Source organism: Pseudomonas sp. RA_5y_Pfl1_P24 (assembly GCF_963970945.1).
GTDB lineage: Bacteria > Pseudomonadota > Gammaproteobacteria > Pseudomonadales > Pseudomonadaceae > Aquipseudomonas > Aquipseudomonas tritici.
The window spans coordinates 173,846-188,492 of record NZ_CAXAOJ010000010.1 but is presented as its reverse complement, the minus strand read 5'-3'; the positions used below and the strand labels follow the sequence as shown (position 1 = coordinate 188,492).

Genomic DNA, 14,647 nt, shown 5'->3' with positions numbered 1-14,647 from the left:
TCAGGCTTCCACAACCTGTGGCAGCCACTGCTGCTGGGGAATCGGCAAGTTGCACGAGTCGCCGCGGCCAATCGGGTAGTACTGGAAGCCTTTACGCGCCAGACGTTCGCCGTCGTAAAGGTTGCGACCGTCAAAGATCACCGGGGTTTTCAGGCGTTGGTGGATCAGGTCGAAGTCCGGCGCCTTGAACTGTTGCCATTCGGTGCAGACGATCAGCGCATCAGCCCCGCCCAGGGTGGACTCCGGGGTGCCCATGAGCATCAGTCGTGGGTCATCGCCGTAAAGGCGCTGGGTTTCCTGCATGGCTTCCGGGTCGAACGCACGCACATTCGCACCGGCGGCCCACAACGCTTCCATCAGCACGCGGCTTGGCGCATCACGCATGTCGTCGGTGTTGGGCTTGAACGCCAAGCCCCACAGCGCGAAGGTCTTGCCGCGCAGGTTGCCCTTGAAGTACGCGTTGACCCGCTCGAACAGCTTGCTCTTCTGGCGCTGGTTGATGGCCTCCACCGCTTCGAGCAGGTCGCTGGAGCAGTGGGCTTGCTTGGCGCTGTGGATCAGGGCGCGCATGTCTTTGGGGAAGCATGAGCCGCCGTAGCCACAACCGGGGTAGATGAAGTGGTAACCAATGCGCGAGTCGGCGCCGATGCCAAGACGCACGGCTTCGATGTCCGCGCCCAAGTGTTCAGCCAGCTCGGCGATCTGGTTGATAAAGCTGATCTTGGTCGCGAGCATGCAGTTGGCGGCGTATTTGGTCAGTTCGGCGCTGCGCAGGTCCATGAAGATGATGCGGTCGTGGTTGCGATTGAACGGCGCGTACAGGTCACGCATCACATCACGCACTTCTTCGCGCTCGCAGCCGATGATGATGCGGTCCGGGCGGCGGCAGTCGGCCACGGCCGAGCCTTCCTTGAGAAATTCCGGGTTGGAGACGATATCGAACTCCAGGTGCCGGCCGGCCAGGTGCAGGGCTTTCTCGATATGCGCGCGCAGGGTGTCGCCGGTGCCGACAGGTACGGTGGACTTTTCCACCAGGATCACCGGTTCCTTGCGGTGACGCGCCACTGCATCGCCGACTGACAGCACGTATTTAAGGTCAGCCGAGCCGTCCTCATCCGAAGGCGTGCCCACGGCGATAAACAGCACTTCCCCATGCTCGACGGCCAGCTTTTCATCAAAGGTGAAATGCAGGCGCCCGCTCTCCAGGTTCTCTTTCACCATCGCCGCGAGCCCCGGCTCGAAGATGCTCACATGGCCTTGCTGCAGCAGCTTGACCTTGTTTTGATCGACGTCCATGCAGATGACATCGTGACCGACTTCGGCCAACACGGTGGCCTGCACCAGACCGACGTAACCACTACCAAATACACTGATTTTCATGGGGCATTCCTGGGACTTGTAGCGCTAGCACGACGAGAGTTGATAACCAGCACACCGAGGATGACAAGCGCCACCCCCAGGGTTTTTGAAGCGGAAAAATCTTCATTGAACACTGGCAGGCTGGCCGCCAGCAGGTACACCAGGGCGTAGCTGATGCTCAACAGCGAATAGGCGCGGCCCAGCGGCAGCTGCTTGAGCGCGCCGAGCCAGCAGAGCATCGACAGCGCATAGGCGAGGATCGCCAGCATGACGACACCCAGTGCACCGAGGTCAATGCTTGCCGTGAGCCATTCATTGGGCTGCGGCAGGCGCGTCATGCTCCAGCGCATGCCCAACTGGGCGGCACTGACCAGGCCGACGCTGCCCAAGGCCAAGGCAAAACCTTGTACCCGGCTCATACGTGGCGCCCCAACAGCACGACACCGCCGATCACCAGCGCTACACCCAGCCAGTGACGGCCGTCGATGGGCTCATGAAAGACAAACCGCGCCACCAGTGTGACCAGCACGAAATTCAGGCTGAGCATGGGGTAGGCAATGCCCACTTCAAGGCGCTGCAACACCAGTAGCCACACCAGCAGGCCCAGGCCCAGGCACACCAGCGCCGACCACAACCACGGCGAGCGTAGCTTCAACGCCCAGCCATCCGGCAGGTCGCGCCAGCTTTCCACGGCGAACTTCTGTGAGACCTGGCCCATGCACGTCAGCAGGCAGGCGGCCAATAGCAGTAGCAGGGTGATCATGGGTTCACCTGCGGGAAGATCAGAATCACGATGTTGCCTTGCTCATAGCGCTTGCCGTCACCTGGCAGCAGCGCCACTTCGGCGATTTCATCGTCACCCTTGACGCGCATCACCACGCCGACCGGACCTTTCCGGCGCGCATCACTCATCCATTGCTGGACTTGGGTGGTGTCTATCTTGTGGTCCCCGGCATCCGGGTAGGCGAGGCCGTATTTGACTTCGCCAACGGTGTTATAGAGCGTCACGTCCGGGCGTGCCAGACGCCACGACAGCGCCGACGCCGCGCCCAGGTCATTGCTCAGCAACGCGGTGGCGGGTTGCAGTTCCTGCAGGTGGTCGATGATGAATTGATCCGGGGTCTTGTTGTACACCACCGAGTGCGGCAACGCGGCCGGCAACAACGCGACCATCAACCCACTGCCAAGTATGGGGGCAGCCCACCAGCGCAATGGCTGCGCGGCCTGCAGCAAGTTGACCAGGATCCAACCGAACAGGAAGGTGAACACCAGCACCAGGCTGAGGGTTTCCTGGCCGTGCTCGTATACCGGTTTTTTCAGTTGGAACCAGCTCAGCGCCAGCAGCACCACCACGCCAATGACGAGGTTCAGCCAGCCGTTGATACGCAATGCCCGGTAGCGGCCCTGGGCCAGCTTGTCGGCCAGGGTATTGCCCATCAGCAAGGCCAGCGGCAGCAGGCACGGCATGATGTAGGAGGGCAGCTTGCCCTTGGCCAAGCTGAAAAACGCCAGGGGCATCAGCAGCCACAGCAACACAAAGCCGGTTTTCGCGCTGCGCTTGTCCAGCCACGCCTGTTTTAGGGTGGACGGCAACAGGGCGACCCACGGCAGGCTGAACGCAACCAGCAACGGCAGGTAGTACCAGAACGGCTCGGCATGCTGCGCATCGTCGCCGGCGAAGCGTTGGATATGCTCGTGCCAGAAGAAGAAGTGCCAGTAGTCCGGCTCTTGCAGGTGCACCGCCAACGCCCACGGCACGCTCACGACGATCGCCACGATCACGGCGACCACGCCGTAACCCAGCAGCTCACGCAAACGCTTCTGCCAGATCGCGTAGGGCAGGGCGATCAACACCGGCAGCAGCCAGGCCAGAAAACCCTTGGTCATAAAGCCCATGCCACAGGCCAGACCGAGTAGCGCCCAGGACCCGAGACGACCTTTACGAGTCGTGCTGTCGAAGCAAAACCACAAGGCCACGCCGGTCAGGTTCACCCAGAAGGTGAACTGCGGATCGAGGTTGGCATAGCCACCCAGGGCCGCAACGCTGACGAAACTCATGTAGAGCACGGTGCTGACCAGGGTTTTCTGCGGGTCATTCCACAAGCGACGGCTGACCAGATACACCAGCAGAATGCTCAGGCCGGTGCTCAAGGCCGACGCAAACCGCACGCCAAACAGGTTTTGCCCGAAAATCGCCTGGCCCAGCGCGATCATCCAGTAGCCCGCTGCAGGCTTCTCGAAGTAGCGAATGCCCATGAAGTGTGGCGAGGCCCAGTTGCCGGTCAACAGCATTTCCTGGCTGATCTGCGCGTAACGGGTTTCATCCGGAATCCACAGGCCGTGAGTGGCCAGCGGCAGCAGGTAAAACACGCCAAACGCCAACAGGAGCAAAGGCAGGGCCATGCGACGAATCATGCCTGCTGCACTCCGAGCCAACCTTCACGGCCACTCAAGGTGCCGCGCACCAGTTGTTGCTGGGGCAGGGTGGTCAGGTCGCTGGGCAACAAATCGCCCAGCGGCTTGAAGTCGATGCCGCGCTGTGCTGCCTGGGCGAGCAACTGGCGAAAATCATTGGCCATCAGAATCCCTTCTACTTCTGCGTGGACCGTGTAGACGTTGAGCTTCGACGCGGCAAAGCGGTCGAGAATGAACGCATTAAAGTCTTTGGCAGCCACCACCGGCCCGACGACTTCATCGAAGGTCGGCAGGTCTACCGGAATTTGTGGGGTGCCCGCGCTGCCATCGGCCAAGGTAGGACGAAACAGGCTGGTGCCCCGGCAATCGCTGTTGTAGCGAAAGTTGAACCCTTGCTTGGCTTGCACCACGCGCTCGTCGGCACGCCAACCGGCGGCGGCCGAGCAGTCGATGCGTTCGCCGAGGATATCGCTGAGGGTGTCGACGCCACGACGGATCTGTTCGACCAGCTGTGCCTCACTCCAGCGCCCGGTGTTGGCCTGCCAGCCGTGGTGATCCCAGGCGTGCAGGCCAACTTCATGCCCAGCCGCCTTGGCCTGGCGCATCAAGTGCCCCAGGTCACGGCCAATCGGTTTGCCCGGCCAGGCCGTGCCGGCCAGCAGGATATCCAGGCCATACAGGCCTACCGCATTGGAACGCAGCATCTTCCAAAGGAATTGCGGACGGATCAGGCGCCACAAGTGGCGCCCCATATTGTCCGGCCCGACACTGAAGAAGAACGTCGCTTTCACCGAGGCTTCATCCAGGGTTTCGAGCAACCGCGGCACACCTTCGCGGGTGCCTCGGTAGGTGTCGACGTCGATGCGTAGGCCTGCTTGCATTAGTGCTTATCCGCGATTTCGAGCATCGCTTCACGCAAGAAGAAGTCCAGCGTGTTGCCGATGGTTTCGCTCATCTCTACGGTCGGCTCCCAGTTCAGTAGGCGCTTGGCGTTTTCGATGCTTGGCTTGCGGTGCGCCACGTCCTGGTAACCGGTGCCGTAGAACGCCTTGCTCTCAACGTCGCGGAAACCGGCGAACGGCGGGAAGTTGCCACGCAGCGGGTGCGCTTCGAACTGACGCAGCAGCTCTTCGCCCAACTGGCGGATGCTGGCTTCGTTTTCCGGGTTGCCGATGTTGATGATCTGGCCGTTGCACGCGTCGTTGTCGTTATCAATGATGCGTGCCAGGGCTTCAATGCCGTCGGCGATGTCAGTGAAGCAGCGTTTTTGCTCGCCACCGTCGAACAGGCGGATCGGCGTGCCTTCCACCAGGTTGAGGATCAGCTGGGTGATGGCGCGGGAACTGCCGATACGTGCCGAATCAAGGCGGTCCAGGCGTGGGCCCATCCAGTTGAAGGGACGGAACAGGGTGAAGTTCAGGCCCTTGGCGCCGTAGGCCCAGATCACACGGTCCAGCAGTTGCTTGGAGACCGAGTAGATCCAGCGCTGCTTGTTGACCGGGCCCACCACCAGGTTCGAGGTGTCCTCGTCGAAGTACTGGTCCTGGCACATGCCATAGACTTCGGAGGTCGACGGGAAGATCACGCGTTTGTTGTACTTGACGCAGTAGCGCACCAGCTTGAGGTTTTCTTCGAAGTCCAGCTCGAACACGCGCAGCGGGTTGCGGGTGTATTCGATTGGGGTGGCGATGGCCACCAGCGGCAGGACCACGTCGCACTTCTTGATGTGGTACTCGATCCACTCGGTGTGGATGCTGATGTCGCCTTCCACGTAATGGAAATTCGGATGGCTGCGCAGGCGCTCGATGGCGTCGGAGCCGATGTCCAGGCCGTAGACTTCGTAACGGTCGTCACGCAGCAGACGCTCGGACAGGTGGTTACCGATAAAACCGTTCACACCCAGGATCAGCACGCGGGTACGGCGTGGCTTGCGACCGGACTCGGCGCCGCGCAGCACGGAACCGTCGACCAGGCCCAGTTCGTTGGCCAGGGACGGGCCGGCCAGGTACAGGCCGTTGTCATTGCGCTGGCCAAACTTGATCACCAGGGAGTCTTCGCCGCAGGCAATGCGCAGCGGGTTGACGCTGATCACCCGGCCCGGCGCCAGGCCTTCGTTGCCCTTGAGCACTTCGGCTTGCCACACGATCAGCTTGTGCTCGCCCACGGCGCAGAAGGCGCCCGGGTACGGTTGGGTGACGGCGCGAACCAGGTTGAAGAGTTCTTCAGCTGGTTTTTTCCATTCCAGCTTGCCATCGGCGGCGGTGCGGCGGCCGAAGTAGGTGGCCTGGCTTTCGTCCTGGGCAGTTTCAGCGAGTTTGCCGGCGGCCAATTGCGGCAAGGCATCGCGCAGCAGGTTGCTGGCAGCGTCGCGCAGTTTGGCGTGCAGGGTCAGGCCGGTGTCGCTGCGCTCGATGAGGACTTTTTGCTGGGCCAGGATCGCGCCGGCATCAGCACGCTTGACCATGCGGTGCAGGGTCACGCCGGTTTCGGTCTCGCCGTTGACCAGCACCCAGTTGGCCGGGGCACGGCCACGGTACTTGGGCAGCAAGGAGCCATGCAGGTTGAACGCACCTTTGCGCGCGGTGGCCAACAGTGGCTCGCTCAGCAGGTTGCGGTAGTAGAACGAGAAAATGTAGTCCGGGTTCAGCTTGGCGATACGCTCGATCCACAGCGGGTGGTTGGCGTCTTCCGGGGCGTGCACCGCAATACCGTTGCGCGCGCACAGTTGGGCGACGGAGCCGTAGAAGTTGTTTTCCTTCGGGTCATCGGCATGGGTGAACACGGCAGCAATTTCGTAACCGGTATTGAGCAGCGCTTCAATCCCTGCACAACCAATGTCGTGGTACGCGAATACAACAGCTTTTGAACTCATGATTGGACCTGATCAGCAGAAGTAGAGGTATGGGAAGGCACCAGGCCGTCAACGACGACCACCGGAGCCGGTGCTGCCGGCGTGTTGCGCAGCACTTTTTCGATAAAGAAGCGTGGGCGCGCACGCACGTCGCTGTACATGCGGCCCAGGTATTCACCCAAGAGCCCCATGCCGATGAACTGGCCTCCGGTGAACACGAACAACACCGCAAACAGCACGAACAAGCCATCGCCAGCCCAACCGGCACCGAACACCAGGCGCATGATGATCAGGGCGAAGGCGAACAGCATGCCAAGCGCCGCCAGGCTGAAGCCGACGATGGACAGCAGGCGCAGCGGGGTCGTGGTCATGCAGGTCAGCAGGTCGAACATCAGGCTGACCAGGCGCATGGCGCTGTATTTGGATTCGCCGTGTTCGCGCTCGGCGTGATGGACCAGGATTTCCGTGGTGTGGCGGGCAAAGCCGTTGGCCAGGATCGGGATAAAGGTGCTGCGTTCACGGCAGGCGAGCATCGCATCGACGATGGTGCGGCGATAGGCGCGCAGCATGCAGCCGTAGTCGGTCATGGCCACGCCGGTGGAACGTTGTACGGCCAGGTTGATCAGGCGCGAAGGCCAACGGCGGAACGCCGAGTCCTGGCGGTTGTTGCGCACCGTGGCAACCACGTCGTAACCCAGAGCGGCTTGTTCTACCAGGCGCGGGATTTCTTCGGGCGGGTTCTGCAGGTCGGCGTCGAGGGTAATCACCACTTCGCCTCGGCACTGCTCGAAACCGGCCATGATCGCCGCATGCTGGCCGTAGTTACGGTTGAGGATCACCGCCACCACGTTGCTGCCGTCTTCAGCGGCGGCGTCTTCCAGCAATTGGGCCGAATTGTCGCGGCTACCGTCATCCACCAGGATGATTTCGTATTCGTAGGCCAGTTGCTTGCAGGCTGCCGTCGTGCGACGCAGCAATTCAGGCAGGCTCTCTTGTTCGTTGTAGACCGGGATAACGATCGACACGCAATGAATAGGGTAGGGTTTCAAAGATTCATGACCTCGGGGTTAGAGCAACTTGGAGCGTGGAAGCAGCAGCAGTCATTGGGCAAACGCCCGGTCCGCAGATTTAAAATCAGCGCCAAAGGTGAAGCATAATCAATAGGTTAGACGATATAGCGCGGTTTGCTATGAAGTGCTGCGTTCAAGATTAAGCGTAAATATGTGGAACAGATATGAAAGGCAGATGAAAAACTCGTTTATTTGACAGGTAGACAGCTAGGGTTCAGCTTAACAACTAAGGGGCTTAGGGCTTTAGTTGGTTGGCGAAATAGGAACTGTTTCTGGTACCTGCGGTTCAACTTGGGCGCGCACGCTCAGCCACCGAATGTTAGTGAAGAATCTTCTCTGCAATGCACCCCAAGTGCCGGTAAAGTAAGCCGTCTCTTGCCAGGGTGATCGGATGAATAGCGTGCAGCTTTTACGCGGCCAGTTGCGGCCAGTGTTGATGGGGTTGTTGATGAGCGTGGCGTGTGTCACGACCGTGCAGGCCGATGACGGGGTGGCGCTCACCAGCATCGACCAGGTGCCGGAAGGTGTGGAAGTGCGTGGTAAGCAAATCGCCGCCTATACCTGGGACGATAAACAAGGCAAAAACCTGCTGGTGCTCGCCGAGCAAGTCAGCGAGCGTGACGACGACGGCACCCAGTCCGCCTTTGTGTACGCGGCCCAGTACCTGATCGACGGCAACCGCCCTAAACGCGTGTGGATGCTGTACGACGATGTGCAGCATTGCGAGTTCGACGCGTCCCTGCGCTTCGACCGGGCCGCCACCAAGGTCACCGACCTGACCGGCGACGGCATCACGCAGGCTACCGTGGGGTATTCGCGCACCTGTACCAGTGACGTCAGCCCTAACGAATTCAAGCTGATCATGCATGTCGGCAAGTCGCAGAAGTACCGTCTGCGCGGTGTCGACCGGGTTGGCGCGGCCTGGTGGGACGAAGAGGCCGGCGCCTTGCGCGGCATGCCGTTGCCCAAGGATTGCAGCGTTTCTGGGCAGCAGGCGCTGGTCAGCCAATACAAGGAACAGGGCACCGAATTGCCATTGCCGGGGTGTTATGGCGACGAGAAGGACTTTGCCAAGGCGCCGGAATCGTACCTGACGTTCATGCGCCAGCACTGGTTCGCGCTGATGCAGAAGCAGGACAGCGACTGGAGCCAGACCCTGATCCAGCCGCAGGAACCCACCGAGGAGGACGACACCGCCCAGTGACTTTGTGCCAGGGCCTGTCCTGGGTTAGACTCAGCCTTCGCCAATTCACTAAATACCTTGATTAAACAAAGGCTTGCTCGAGGTATTTAATCCAAAGGCTGATTTACTTTGACTGAGTCTATCCGCAACCCGCTGACCCTCTACCTCACCCGCTTGGCCCCCTCCAGCCAACTGACCATGCGCTACGTGCTGCAAGACGCGGCCGACCGCTTGGGCTTCGAGGACATTAACCTCGAAGACATCGACTGGCCTCTGCTGCAACCCGAACACGTCATCGCCCTGGTCGCCGCTTTGCGCGAGGATGGCTATGCTCCCAATACCTCGTCGCTTTACGTGAACGCAGTGCGTGGCGTGATGAACGAAGCCTGGCGTATGAACCTGATCAGCCAGGAACACCTGCTGCGCATGCGCACCGTCAAGGCCACACCCGGCACTCGCCTGAGCCAGGGCCGCAACCTGCGGCGCAGCTTGATCCGCGAAATGATGGAAGTCTGCGCGGCCGACCCACGCCCGCAAGGCCTGCGGGACGCGGCGGTGATCGGCATTCTGTATGGGTCCGGCATGCGCAAGTCGGAGTCGGTCAACCTCGACTTGGCGCAGATCAACTTCGAAGAGCGCAGCCTGCGGGTGATCGGCAAGGGCAACAAAGAGTTGATCAAGTACGCGCCGGACTGGGCGTTCGCGAAGTTGCAGGCGTGGCTGGCGTTTCGACGTGAGCAGCTCAAGGAGGGTGAGCAGGACGACAGCTTCCTGTTCAACCGCATTCGCCGCGGCAGCCATATCACCCGCGAGCGCATCACCAAACATGCGATTTACTACATCGCGCGCCAGCGCGGCGAGCAGGTGGGGGTGAAGATCATGCCCCATGACTTCCGTCGCTCGTTTATCACGCGCGTGATCGAGGAGCATGACCTGTCGATCGCGCAAAAACTGGCGCATCACACCAATATCCAGACCACTGCCAGCTATGACGTGCGCGATGACAATGAGCGGCGGCGGGCAGTGGATCGGTTTGATTTGTAGAACCGGTGAATGAGATCCCCTGTGGGCTCCGGGCCTGCCCACGATTCAGTTACCTCGGTATTTCTGGTGTACCGAGGTGATGCAATCGCAGGTAAGCCAGCTCCCACAAGGGTATTGGGCAGGGTTCAGAGAATGGGTTTGCCGCCGGTCACCGCGTAGCGCGAGCCGGAGATATAGCTGGCCTCATCCGAGGCCAGCAACACGTAAATCGGCGCCACTTCCACGGGCTGCCCAGGCCGACCCAGCGGCGTCTCGCTACCAAAGCTCTTCACGTCTTCATCGGTCATGGTCGCCACAATCAACGGCGTCCAGATCGGGCCGGGCGCAACGCTATTGACGCGAATCCCTTTACTGCCGAGCAATTGCGCCAGACCACCGGTGAAGTTGGCAATCGCGCCTTTGGTGGCGGCGTAAGGCATCAGCGTTGGCTTGGGCATGTCGGAGTTGACGGACGAGGTGTTGATGATCGAGCTGCCGGCCTTCATATACGGCACCGCCGCCTTGCAGAGACGAAACATCGCGGTGATGTTGATATCGAAGGTCTTGACCCATTCCTCGTCCGAGATGTCCTCGAGCGTTTCATGGCTCATCTGGAACGCAGCATTGTTGACCAACACATCGATGCGGCCGAATTGCTCTACCGTCTTGTCCACCAGCGCCTGGCAGACGCTTCGTTGCGCGATGTCGCCGGGCAGCAATAGGCACTGGCGACCGGCTTCTTCGACCCAGCGTGCTGTTTCCCTGGCGTCTTCGTGCTCGTCCAGGTAAGCGATGGCCACATCGGCGCCTTCGCGGGCAAACGCGATGGCGACCGCACGGCCGATACCGCTGTCGGCGCCGGTAATCAGGGCGATCTTGTTGGCCAAGCGACCAGACCCTTTGTAACTCTGCTCGCCGCAATCGGGGTACGGATCCATTTTTTTCTGGGCGCCGGGCACGGATTGAGCCTGCGGGGTGAAGGGCGGGCGAGGGTAGTCAGTCATTTCAATCTCCATAGATTTCCAAAAGTGCTATGGGATTAGTAATGAGCAGGCCGGCGATAGTTGTAATGGATGCCGGTTGGGCCCGACGAATGGTTTGCGCCGGGCCTGAGCCTGTCAGGCGCAGGGCGGGGCGCTTGCCTGGTGCGCGGGAAAGCGTCGCAACGTCCACAACGTCCACAACGTGGTGAGCATTGCCGCGATGGCACACAGTGCGATGCCAACCAACATCGGCGCAAATGTGGGCTTCAATAACCAGTAGTTGCGGCCGATAACATGGCCAGTGGCGCTTCAGCGGTTGGCTTTCCAACCGGCTCACCAGGCACGGGGATATTTGCATGACGATCAAATTACGCTTGATTCTGTTGATTGTGACCGGATTGGTCACTGCCTTGATCATGAGCTTTGTCAGTTACCTGGGACATAGCCGGATGGGCGACGCCGTGCAGGACAATGAAGTCAGCATGACCGTGCTGCGCAACCACATGGAAGCCGACATGATGCACGATGCCCTGCGCGCCGATGTGTTATCGGCCATGCTGGTGGGCTTGGGTAAAAGCACCAGCACCAAGGCCGAGGTCAACAGTTCGCTGCAGGAACACGCCGAGCATTTTCGCCAAGTGTTGGCGGACAACCTGAAGCTGCCGCTGGACGATACGCTCAAGGCAAACCTGGAAAAAATCCGCCCGAGCCTCGATAGCTATATAGGTGCAGGCGAGAGAATCGTCGCCCTGGCGCTGGACAATCCGGAAGCCGCTCGCGGGGAACTGGATACGTTCAACACCGCTTTCACCCGGCTTGAAGAACAAATGGCAACCCTGAGTGAACTGATTGAATCCAACACCCAACAGACCAGCGTTGGTACTCACCAGACGATCAGCAACGCCAATTTCACCCAGGGCGCCGTGTTGATCGCCAGCCTTTTATTGCTATTGGCCCAGGGCCGCTGGGTCATCCTGAGCATTATGGGCCCGCTGCAGACGGCCAGCCGCATTGCTGCGAGCATTGCCAGTGGCAACCTGAGCGAACCGATTGTCGAGCCCAGGCGCAAGGACGAAGCCAGTTCATTGATTCGCAGCCTCGCCACCATGCAGCGGGATTTGCGCGGCATGATCGAAGTGGTGCGCAGCAACGCTCATGGTGTCAATGTCATGAGCGAGCAATTGAGCCACGGCTGTCATGAAGTGGCTGGCAGCAGCCAGCAACAAAGCACAGCCGCGAGCACCATGGCCGCTGCAGCGAGTGAAATGACCGCCAGCATCGAAGAAATCACTCGTCACGCCGAGCGCGCATTGGACATGGCTAACCAGGCTGAGACCTTGTCCAAGGACGGTGGTCGGGTGATTCATCAGGTGGTCAGTGACATGGACGGTATTGCCCGTTCCGCACAGCAATCCGCCCAGGTTATCCGCACGCTGGACAAGGAGTCCGAGGCGATTTTCAGCATTATCCAGGTGATCAAAGGGATCGCCGATCAAACCAACCTGCTCGCCCTGAATGCCGCAATCGAGGCCGCACGCGCCGGTGAGCAGGGGCGTGGTTTTGCTGTCGTCGCCGATGAAGTACGCAGCCTTGCCGGACGCACCAGTGCTTCGACCCAAGAGATTGCCAGCATGGTCGGGCGTATCCAGCAAAGCACGCGGGAAGCGGTGACCAGTATGGAGGAGGGCGTAGCTCAAGTGGATAAAGGCATGGCGGTGACCGCCGAGGTGGAGCGGGCGATTCGCGAAATTCTCCAGGCCACCTTGAACACCACGGAAATGGTCAACGATATCTCCCGCACGATCGGGGAACAAAGCCTGGCCAGCAATGAAATTGCGCATCAGGTCGAGATGATTGCGGGTATGTCGGAGAGTAACAGTCGGGTCATCGCAACGACGGCGTCGACCACGGACGAGTTGTCGTCGTTGGCGGGCAAGCTGTCGCAGTCAGTTGACCGGTTTCGCTTATAAGTATTTAAGCTATTGATTTAACTCGACTAAATAGTCATTTAGTCGAGTTGGCTATGGGGGGCAGGGGACTCAAGATTGGGAGAGGGCGGACGTACGTCGTTCGGCGATGCGCTCAACGGCCTGCATACGCTTGGTGCCCCACTGACATAACGTCCCCAGCGCCGTTACCAAGGATTGCCCGAAAGGCGTCAAGGAGTAATCGACCTTGGGCGGTATCTCGTGGAAATCCACACGGGCGATGATCGCATCTTCACCCAAGTCAAAACCGCTATAGGCCGGGTTGACGTGCTGTTCGCCAATGCAGGCCAAGGGGATTTCCAGCCGATAGGATCGATCACCGAGGAATCGTTTGAGCGGACATTCGGCATCAACGTCAAAGGCACGCTGTTCACTGTGCAAAAGGCGTTACCCCTGATGAGTGCCGGCAGTTCCGTGATCCTGACCGGCTCGACCACAGGCACCATGGGCACACCTGCATTCAGCGTGTACAGCGCCACGAAAGCGGCGCTGCGTAATTTCGCCAGAAGCTAGGCGCTGGATCTGAAAGGCACGGGCATTCGCGTCAACGTGCTTTCACCAGGACCGATCTCGACACCAGGCCTGGACCTCGCGCTTTCAGGCACGGGCCAGAAGGAAGCAATCATTGACGACATGACTGCGCAGGTTCCACTGGGTCGCCTTGGTAAGCCTGAAGAAGTCGCAGCAGCAGCGTTGTACCTGGCATCGGATGAGAGCAGCTTCATGACAGGCGGTGAAATGTTTATCGATGGAGGCTTTGCTCAGGTTTGAGTCAGATAGGGGTTTTGCCTGTTGAAATCTGATGGGCACTGCCCCAGATTGCGCAATAGGATGTTACGCATAATGTATATTATGTTAAATTATGGGGTAATCCCCCCATTCCTAAAACTCACCAGAAGTAGACCTCAGAACGCCAGGTGAAGCTGAAGCGTTCGCGAAACTAGTAGAAAACCACCCCGGCCCTCCCTGAACTCCGCGTCAGACGTGACCTCCAGCGGTCTTGATGTATTTGCACAGCGCGTCAATTTTGCAAAAACCTGTAGACACCAAAACTCGAGCTACCCTGTTGTTATACATGAAGATTATCGGGTTTCAGTCCGAATTTACGCCTTGTTGCGGCGTAGCCTTTTTTTGCAAAAACTACCAGAATGGTCGAGCACGGATCTACTCCCCAAAAATAGCCTGAAAGCCCCGTATTTCATGACCTCCAGCCAAATTTTCACAAACGAAGATAAACGCCCACCTTTCATTTACTCGGAGAAACGTCGGCTGGTTCAGTCGCTGGATCGGTATCCATGCAGCCATCGCGCCTAGAAGCCTTGCTGTGCGGGGCTACGGGCTGTTTTTCTGCACTGACAGCGCCACCTCCGAAGCTACGTCAGCCCGGTAAGTACTGACGCGCTCAATCAACATCCTCACGCTAGGAGTTAGCCTAGGATTACCGCTCGACCACCTCGTGGCCACGCACGCGCTCCAGTGAATCCGGATAGTTGAGGGCTGTTTATTCAGCAACAAGTAGAAACGTCATTTTTCAATAATCTGTAGAAATGTTTATTGTTCATAAACCTGTAGAAACGTAAATTGCAAAAACCTGTAGAAATTGACTCTGATGAAATGTGATTGAGCTGCTACCGCTACAAAGAAAACCTGCTCGACACCTTTACTCATCAACAGCCCATTGCAGTTGCGATCGATGCAATATCCGATGAGTGAGCGTCACTACATAGCGATCAGCGTAAACACTCGTAAATACGCTTAAAGCACATAAGCCCGCA

General features: G+C 59.3%; 11 protein-coding genes and 3 pseudogenes. 5 read left to right on the top strand and 9 right to left on the bottom strand.

Annotation, left to right across the window (positions count from 1 at the left end; all coding sequences use genetic code 11):
- Genes AACY30_RS18975 through arnC form a run of 7 tightly spaced genes read right to left on the bottom strand, consistent with a single transcriptional unit; the run spans window position 1 to window position 7,674 of the window.
- Window positions 1-1,380, bottom strand: coding sequence for a UDP-glucose dehydrogenase family protein (locus AACY30_RS18975; protein WP_339469868.1), 1,380 nt, complete (start codon window positions 1,378-1,380; stop codon window positions 1-3).
- Complete coding sequence (gene arnF / locus AACY30_RS18970) at window positions 1,377-1,778, bottom strand: 4-amino-4-deoxy-L-arabinose-phosphoundecaprenol flippase subunit ArnF (protein ID WP_339469869.1); 402 nt, start codon at window positions 1,776-1,778, stop codon at window positions 1,377-1,379. Before arnF ends, AACY30_RS18975 begins: the two co-directional genes overlap by 4 nt.
- The gene (arnE, locus tag AACY30_RS18965) at window positions 1,775-2,122 is read right to left on the bottom strand and encodes a 4-amino-4-deoxy-L-arabinose-phosphoundecaprenol flippase subunit ArnE (protein WP_339416309.1); all 348 of its coding nucleotides are present in this window, start codon (window positions 2,120-2,122) and stop codon (window positions 1,775-1,777) included. Before arnE ends, arnF begins: the two co-directional genes overlap by 4 nt.
- Window positions 2,119-3,774: a lipid IV(A) 4-amino-4-deoxy-L-arabinosyltransferase gene (gene arnT, locus AACY30_RS18960; RefSeq protein ID WP_339469871.1), complete on the bottom strand. Its 1,656-nt coding sequence runs from the start codon at window positions 3,772-3,774 to the stop codon at window positions 2,119-2,121. Before arnT ends, arnE begins: the two co-directional genes overlap by 4 nt.
- On the bottom strand, window positions 3,771-4,655 hold the full coding sequence (gene arnD / locus AACY30_RS18955) for a 4-deoxy-4-formamido-L-arabinose-phosphoundecaprenol deformylase (protein ID WP_339436348.1): 885 nt from the start codon (window positions 4,653-4,655) through the stop codon (window positions 3,771-3,773). The genes arnT and arnD overlap by 4 nt, the downstream gene beginning before the upstream one ends.
- Entirely contained in the window at window positions 4,655-6,646 is a 1,992-nt protein-coding gene (gene arnA / locus AACY30_RS18950; protein ID WP_339469872.1) for a bifunctional UDP-4-amino-4-deoxy-L-arabinose formyltransferase/UDP-glucuronic acid oxidase ArnA, read from the bottom strand. The genes arnD and arnA overlap by 1 nt, the downstream gene beginning before the upstream one ends.
- Window positions 6,643-7,674: an undecaprenyl-phosphate 4-deoxy-4-formamido-L-arabinose transferase gene (gene arnC / locus AACY30_RS18945; protein ID WP_339469873.1), complete on the bottom strand. Its 1,032-nt coding sequence runs from the start codon at window positions 7,672-7,674 to the stop codon at window positions 6,643-6,645. Before arnC ends, arnA begins: the two co-directional genes overlap by 4 nt.
- A gap of 412 nt (window positions 7,675-8,086) precedes the next feature.
- On the opposite strand from arnC, the gene AACY30_RS18940 reads away from it, so the two are divergent.
- Together AACY30_RS18940 and AACY30_RS18935 are read left to right on the top strand one after the other, a co-directional pair.
- Window positions 8,087-8,899 carry a M949_RS01915 family surface polysaccharide biosynthesis protein gene (locus AACY30_RS18940; RefSeq protein WP_339469875.1) on the top strand — a complete coding sequence of 271 codons (813 nt, stop codon included), beginning with the start codon at window positions 8,087-8,089 and terminating at the stop codon, window positions 8,897-8,899.
- Between the two features lie 108 nt (window positions 8,900-9,007).
- Entirely contained in the window at window positions 9,008-9,922 is a 915-nt protein-coding gene (locus AACY30_RS18935; protein WP_339469877.1) for a site-specific integrase, read from the top strand.
- A gap of 125 nt (window positions 9,923-10,047) precedes the next feature.
- On the opposite strand, the gene AACY30_RS18930 is transcribed toward AACY30_RS18935, so the two are convergent.
- Entirely contained in the window at window positions 10,048-10,905 is an 858-nt protein-coding gene (locus tag AACY30_RS18930) for an SDR family oxidoreductase (protein ID WP_339540944.1), read from the bottom strand.
- 335 nt (window positions 10,906-11,240) lie between these two features.
- On the opposite strand from AACY30_RS18930, the pseudogene AACY30_RS27570 reads away from it, so the two are divergent.
- Window positions 11,241-11,996, top strand: a pseudogene (locus AACY30_RS27570) (MCP four helix bundle domain-containing protein); the annotation flags it as partial.
- Complete coding sequence (locus AACY30_RS27565) at window positions 11,991-12,854, top strand: methyl-accepting chemotaxis protein (RefSeq protein ID WP_370467871.1); 864 nt, start codon at window positions 11,991-11,993, stop codon at window positions 12,852-12,854. The pseudogene AACY30_RS27570 and the gene AACY30_RS27565, both read left to right, overlap by 6 nt.
- A gap of 69 nt (window positions 12,855-12,923) precedes the next feature.
- Here the strand turns inward: AACY30_RS27565 and AACY30_RS18920 are convergent.
- A pseudogene (locus tag AACY30_RS18920) lies at window positions 12,924-13,115 on the bottom strand (winged helix-turn-helix transcriptional regulator); the annotation flags it as partial.
- Here AACY30_RS18920 and AACY30_RS18915 point away from each other — a divergent pair.
- A pseudogene (locus AACY30_RS18915) lies at window positions 13,095-13,643 on the top strand (SDR family oxidoreductase); the annotation flags it as partial. The pseudogenes AACY30_RS18920 and AACY30_RS18915 overlap by 21 nt on opposite strands.
- Window positions 13,644-14,647 lie beyond the last annotated feature (1,004 nt).